The sequence below is a fragment of the Ensifer sp. SSB1 genome (assembly GCF_016652895.1).
In the GTDB taxonomy this organism is placed as follows: domain Bacteria; phylum Pseudomonadota; class Alphaproteobacteria; order Rhizobiales; family Rhizobiaceae; genus Ensifer.
This window is the reverse complement of the sequence record NZ_JAEPRP010000289.1, coordinates 1-5,267: the sequence shown is the minus strand read 5'-3', so window position 1 is coordinate 5,267 and position 5,267 is coordinate 1. Positions and strand designations below refer to the sequence as shown.

Below are 5,267 nucleotides of genomic sequence, written 5' to 3'. Positions count from 1 at the left end.
TAGCGTGCCATTGTAACAGGTGTTTCCGGAATCGGGGTCATGCATTTGCCTTATTTGGCCAACAGGACAACGGCGGCTGACGATACTCACCTGCGGAACGATGTGTTCCGTTACCGGATTTCAGGAGACGGAATCACAATGATCTTCAAGTCGAATTTTACCAAACGCTCGGGTATGGCAGCGCTGGCGCTCTCTGTAGCTGCTGCGGGCGTACCGAGTGTTGCATCCGCCCAGCAGGCAGGTGGCAAGCCGCCGCAGGGCTGGTTCAAGATCTGCACCAAGCAGGAAGACAATGACGTCTGCATCGTTCAGAACCTCCTGACCGCCAACAATGGTCAGCTCGTGACCGCTGTCGGCCTCATCACCGTAAGCGGCAAGGTCAACCGCAAGGTCCTGCAGGTTTCCGTACCGTCCGCGCGCCTGATCCCGACGGGTGTCCAGATGCAGATCGACGGCGGCAAGCCGGTCAAGCTCGACTACGCAATCTGCATGCCGGACAAGTGCGTCGCTGAAGCGCCGCTGTCCGACCAGCTGATCGCAAGCCTGAAGAAGGGCAACGAGGTGGTCTTCACCTCGGTCAACTACCAGCGCGCTCCGAACCCGATCAAGATGGCTCTCACGGGCTTCACCGGCGTCTTCGACGGCGAGCCGATGGAACAGTCGCAGCTCGAAGAGCGTCAACGCCTCCTGCAGGAAGAAATGCAGAAGAAGGCTGAAGACGCCCGCAAGAAGCTTGAGGAAGCCCAGAAGGCTGCCAAGCAGAATTAAGCGATCACACGATCCCAAAAAGAAACGCCCGGACCTTGTGTCCGGGCGTTTTTTATTTGTCCGGGGCGATACCCTAATGACGGAACGCCGCCTTTGGCCTGTAGTGGCCGACACCATCCTTGTCGAACAGCGCATCGACCTGTGCGTGGCGCATCGGTCGGTCGCTGTCGTCGAACTCCAGGTTCTGCTCGGAAACGTAGGCGACATACTCGCTGTCATCGTTTTCGGCGAACAGATGGTAGAAGGGTTGATCCTTGCTCGGGCGGATCTCCTGCGGAATGGCGTTCCACCATTCTTCGGTGTTGGCGTATTCCGGATCGACGTCGAAAATGACGCCGCGGAACGGGAAAATCCGATGGCGAACCACCTGTCCGATCTCGAATTTGGCGTTTCTTTGTTTCATGACGCAACACATCCTTTCAGGAGATTATCTGGGTTGGCGAACCCAAAACATCAATAGGGATCTCCCTTCCGTCCGGCGTTGGACCATTGCGCTCGGTATCCATCTAGACGCGCAAAAGTTGCCGTCGGCATATTATCACCCAATGCGGCAAGGCGGGCGGTCGATCACTGCGCTGCAGGGTCCCTCAGGTTGGGGGCAACAGGCCAAAAAAAGGCCGGCGCGTCGATCGACGCGCCGGCCTTCTGCATGGGGTGCCGGGCCGGAAGCGATGTCGCTGCCGGCCGGCACGGCCTTAGACCGAGTAGTACATGTCGTACTCGACCGGATGCGGGGTCATTTCAAAGCGCATCACTTCCTGCATCTTCAGTTCGATGAAGGAGTCGATCTGGTCATCATCGAACACGCCGCCGGCGGTCAGGTACTTGCGGTCCTTGTCGAGGCTTTCGAGCGCTTCGCGCAGCGAGCCGCAAACCGTCGGGATCTTCTTCAGTTCCTTCGGCGGCAGGTCATAGAGGTCCTTGTCCATGGCCTTGCCCGGGTGCAGCTTGTTCTTGATGCCGTCGAGGCCGGCCATCAGCATGGCTGCGAAAGCGAGGTAGGGGTTGGCGGTCGGGTCCGGGAATCGGACTTCGACGCGCTTGGCCTTCGGGTTGGTGCCGAACGGAATACGGCACGAGGCCGAACGGTTGCGGGCGGAGTAGGCGAGCAGAACCGGTGCTTCATAGCCCGGGACGAGACGCTTGTAGGAGTTCGTCGACGGGTTGGTGAATGCGTTCAGCGACTTGGCATGCTTGATGATGCCGCCGATGAAGTAGAGGCAGCTTTCCGACAGGCCGGCATATTCGTCGCCTGCGAAGGTCGGCTTGCCGTCCTTCCAGATCGACAGATGCACGTGCATGCCCGAGCCATTGTCGCCGAAGATCGGCTTCGGCATGAAGGTTGCGGTCTTGCCATAGGCATTTGCGACCTGGTGCACGACGTACTTGTAAATCTGCATCTTGTCGGCGTTGCGCACCAGCGCGTCGAACTTGACGCCGAGCTCGTGCTGAGCGGCAGCCACCTCATGGTGATGCTTTTCGACCGTTACGCCCATCTCGGACAGAACTGTCAGCATTTCCGAGCGCATGTCCTGGCAGCTGTCGATCGGCGGAACCGGGAAGTAGCCGCCCTTGACGCGCGGACGGTGGCCAAGGTTGCCGGTCTCATAGTCGGTGTCGTCGTTCGACGGCAGTTCCGAGGAGTCGAGCTTGAAGCCGGTGTTGTAAGGATCGGCCTTGTACTTCACGTCGTCGAAGACAAAGAATTCGGCTTCCGGGCCGACGAAGACGGTGTCGCCGATGCCGGATGCCTTGAGGTAGGCTTCCGCCTTCTTGGCCGTGCCGCGCGGGTCGCGGTTGTAGGATTCGCCCGAGACCGGATCGAGAATGTCGCAGATGATGACCATCGTCGACTGCGCGAAGAACGGGTCCATATGCGCTGTTTCCGGATCGGGCATCAGCACCATGTCGGACTCGTTGATGGCCTTCCAGCCGCCAATCGAGGAGCCGTCGAACATGACGCCGTCGGCGAACATGTCTTCGTCGACGCAGACCACATCCATCGTTACGTGCTGCAGCTTGCCCTTGGGATCGGTAAAGCGCAGGTCGACGAACTTGACGTCGTTGTCCTTGATTTGCTTCAGAATATCGCTTGCAGTCGTCATTTGCCGTTATTCCCTGTGTGAGATGACGAGGTTTGAAAAGAACCGGGCCGGACGGCCCGTGATATCAGATGGCGTCGAGGCCGGTTTCGCCCGTGCGAATGCGGATGACTTCTTCCACATTGGAAACGAAAATTTTTCCGTCACCAATGCGGCCGGTCTGCGCGGCATTGCGGATCGCCTCGATGACGGCCTCCGCGTTTTCATCCGCCAACACGACTTCGACCTTAACCTTCGGCAGGAAGTCCACCACGTATTCAGCGCCGCGATACAGCTCCGTGTGACCCTTCTGCCGCCCGAAGCCCTTGGCTTCCGTGACGGTGATGCCCTGTAGGCCGACTTCCTGAAGGGCTTCCTTCACTTCGTCGAGCTTGAAGGGCTTAATGATCGCTTCGATCTTTTTCATGAGAAAATGTCTCTCCGCTTCTCCCTTGAAAGCAGGATCATGCCCGCTCGCCTTGAATATGCACGTTGCATGCCAGTTTTTCTGCGAAAATCTGTCAGAACGACAAAAAATCTACTGCCGGAACCGCGATCGCTGGGTTTCCATGCCATTCCGGGCCGTAATCTGCCTAATTTTTGTAATTTTCGATTGAAACATGCTCGACTTTGACCGTGGTCTGTTGTCGTCGATACGACAACGCACGTTATTTGAGCAACAAATATGTGCAGATGCATATTTATAGGGCAATACGCGTAGTGGGCGTGGGACCTTGCTTCATGCCGTCGGGCATGGATAAGTCTGGTGCATGCACTGCGAACTTCAGCACTTGTTGATCACGCCCTCGGAAATGACGGCAATAGATCAGGCCGCCGCCCGATCCGGCATCGATGGCTTTACGCTCATGCGCAACGCCGGTCTGGCCGTGACCGCGGCGGCGCTACGACACTTCCCGGATGCCGCCCGCTTCGTCGTTCTCTGCGGGCCAGGCAACAATGGCGGTGATGGTTACATCGCAGCCCGCGGTCTGGCGGCAAGTGGAGCGGGCGTCGCGGTCTTCACACTCGGCGACGCAGCAGCACTTCAAGGAGACGCCGCGCGTGCTCGTTCGGAATGGAACGGGCCGGTGGCGCCGCTTGCGGCATTCGATCCCCAGGCCGGCGATGTCGTCATCGACGCGCTGTTCGGCGCCGGGCTCTCGCGTGATCTCCCGGGCGATGTCGTTGAGCTCATTGAGCGCGTCAACGCAAGCGGGCTCCCGGTGGTCGCGGTCGATCTGCCAAGCGGCATCGACGGACGGACCGGCGAGATCCGCGGCGCTGCATTCGCGGCCCGCCATACGGTAACTTTCATGGTGCCGAAGCCGGGCCACTGGCTTCTGCCCGGGCGCGCCCTGTGCGGCACGCTCGAAGTCTTCGATATCGGCATTCCAGCCCGCGTCGTGTTCTCCGGGGCCGGCTCGCTGCGTCTGAACGCACCGGCGGTCTGGTCGGGCTGGGGAGGTGACCTCGCAGCATCGACGCATAAATTTAGGCGTGGTCACCTGGTCGTCTTCTCAGGCGACCGACAGGCGACGGGCGCCGCACGGCTGGCGGCCATGGCTGGTCTCGCGGCCGGCGCCGGATTGGTCACGGTGGCAACGGGAAAGGCAGCACTCGGGATCAATGCCTCCCAATTGACCGCGGTGATGGTGAAGGAAGTAGAGGGTAAGCGCGACCTGACGAAATGGCTGCAGGATCACCGCCTGGGTAGCTTCGTTCTGGGGCCTGGTTTCGGTGTCGGCAAGAAGGCGAGGGACTTTGCACTCGCCCTTTGCGATCGGTCGCTGGTACTCGACGCAGATGGGATCACGTCATTTCAGGCGAACCGCGAGGAACTCTCCGCCGCGCTCGTAAGGGGCGGAGGCCAGATGGTCCTGACGCCGCACGAGGGGGAATTTGCCCGCCTCTTTCCCGAAATTGCCGGCGACGACGCACTCTCCAAGATCGAAAAGGCACAGCACGCCGCGCGCGTTAGCCACGCTGTCATCGTCTACAAGGGAGCGGACACGGTCGTCGCCGCACCGGATGGGCGCGCCGTCGTCAACAACAATGCGCCGCCATGGCTGGCAACGGCCGGTTCGGGAGATGTTCTCGCCGGCATCACCGGCGCGCATCTTGCGCAAGGGTTGCCGGCCTTCGAGGCGGCGGCTGCCGCCGTATGGCGACACGGGGCAGCTGGTAGTCAGGCCGGGCGAGGGCTCACGGCCGAGACATTGATCGGCGCCATACCGCCGATGGTGTGAGGTCGGAAACAAAAAAAGCCTCGAGCAGCCGGACTTCCTTTCCTGGAAGGGGCCACTCGAGGCGTCTTTACGTATTTGCTCGGCTCTTAACCGCGAGAGCCCTTGGCGATCGGCTCCTGGTAAGTGAAGCCCATGTCCCAGGGGAAGTAGATCCAGGTGTCCTGGCTCACTT

At 60.1% G+C, this 5,267-nt stretch carries 5 protein-coding genes and 1 pseudogene; 2 read left to right on the top strand and 4 right to left on the bottom strand.

Features of this window, described 5'->3' with window-relative positions:
- The first annotated feature begins 138 nt into the window (after window positions 1-138).
- A complete protein-coding gene (locus I8N66_RS35895) occupies window positions 139-768 on the top strand; it encodes an invasion associated locus B family protein (RefSeq protein ID WP_113537140.1) in 630 nt (209 codons plus the stop codon).
- Between the two features lie 73 nt (window positions 769-841).
- Here the strand turns inward: I8N66_RS35895 and hspQ are convergent, their stop codons facing one another.
- From hspQ to I8N66_RS35880, 3 genes are all read right to left on the bottom strand, one after another.
- Entirely contained in the window at window positions 842-1,171 is a 330-nt protein-coding gene (gene hspQ, locus I8N66_RS35890; RefSeq protein WP_057255944.1) for a heat shock protein HspQ, read from the bottom strand.
- A gap of 292 nt (window positions 1,172-1,463) precedes the next feature.
- On the bottom strand, window positions 1,464-2,873 hold the full coding sequence (gene glnA / locus I8N66_RS35885) for a type I glutamate--ammonia ligase (protein ID WP_034791062.1): 1,410 nt from the start codon (window positions 2,871-2,873) through the stop codon (window positions 1,464-1,466).
- A 64-nt stretch (window positions 2,874-2,937) separates the two neighbouring features.
- Window positions 2,938-3,276 carry a P-II family nitrogen regulator gene (locus I8N66_RS35880; protein WP_003528058.1) on the bottom strand — a complete coding sequence of 113 codons (339 nt, stop codon included), beginning with the start codon at window positions 3,274-3,276 and terminating at the stop codon, window positions 2,938-2,940.
- A 343-nt stretch (window positions 3,277-3,619) separates the two neighbouring features.
- On the opposite strand from I8N66_RS35880, the gene I8N66_RS35875 reads away from it, so the two are divergent.
- On the top strand, window positions 3,620-5,095 hold the full coding sequence (locus tag I8N66_RS35875) for an NAD(P)H-hydrate dehydratase (RefSeq protein WP_291164856.1): 1,476 nt from the start codon (window positions 3,620-3,622) through the stop codon (window positions 5,093-5,095).
- Between the two features lie 86 nt (window positions 5,096-5,181).
- On the opposite strand, the pseudogene I8N66_RS35870 reads toward I8N66_RS35875, so the two are convergent.
- A pseudogene (locus tag I8N66_RS35870) lies at window positions 5,182-5,267 on the bottom strand (xanthine phosphoribosyltransferase); the annotation flags it as partial.

Coding starts and splice junctions, on each gene's coding strand:
- glnA (WP_034791062.1), bottom strand. CDS start 2,873: ATGACGACTGCAAGCGATATTCTGAAGCAAATCAAGGACAACGACGTC.
- I8N66_RS35875 (WP_291164856.1), top strand. CDS start 3,620: ATGCACTGCGAACTTCAGCACTTGTTGATCACGCCCTCGGAAATGACG.
- hspQ (WP_057255944.1), bottom strand. CDS start 1,171: ATGAAACAAAGAAACGCCAAATTCGAGATCGGACAGGTGGTTCGCCAT.
- I8N66_RS35895 (WP_113537140.1), top strand. CDS start 139: ATGATCTTCAAGTCGAATTTTACCAAACGCTCGGGTATGGCAGCGCTG.
- I8N66_RS35880 (WP_003528058.1), bottom strand. CDS start 3,276: ATGAAAAAGATCGAAGCGATCATTAAGCCCTTCAAGCTCGACGAAGTG.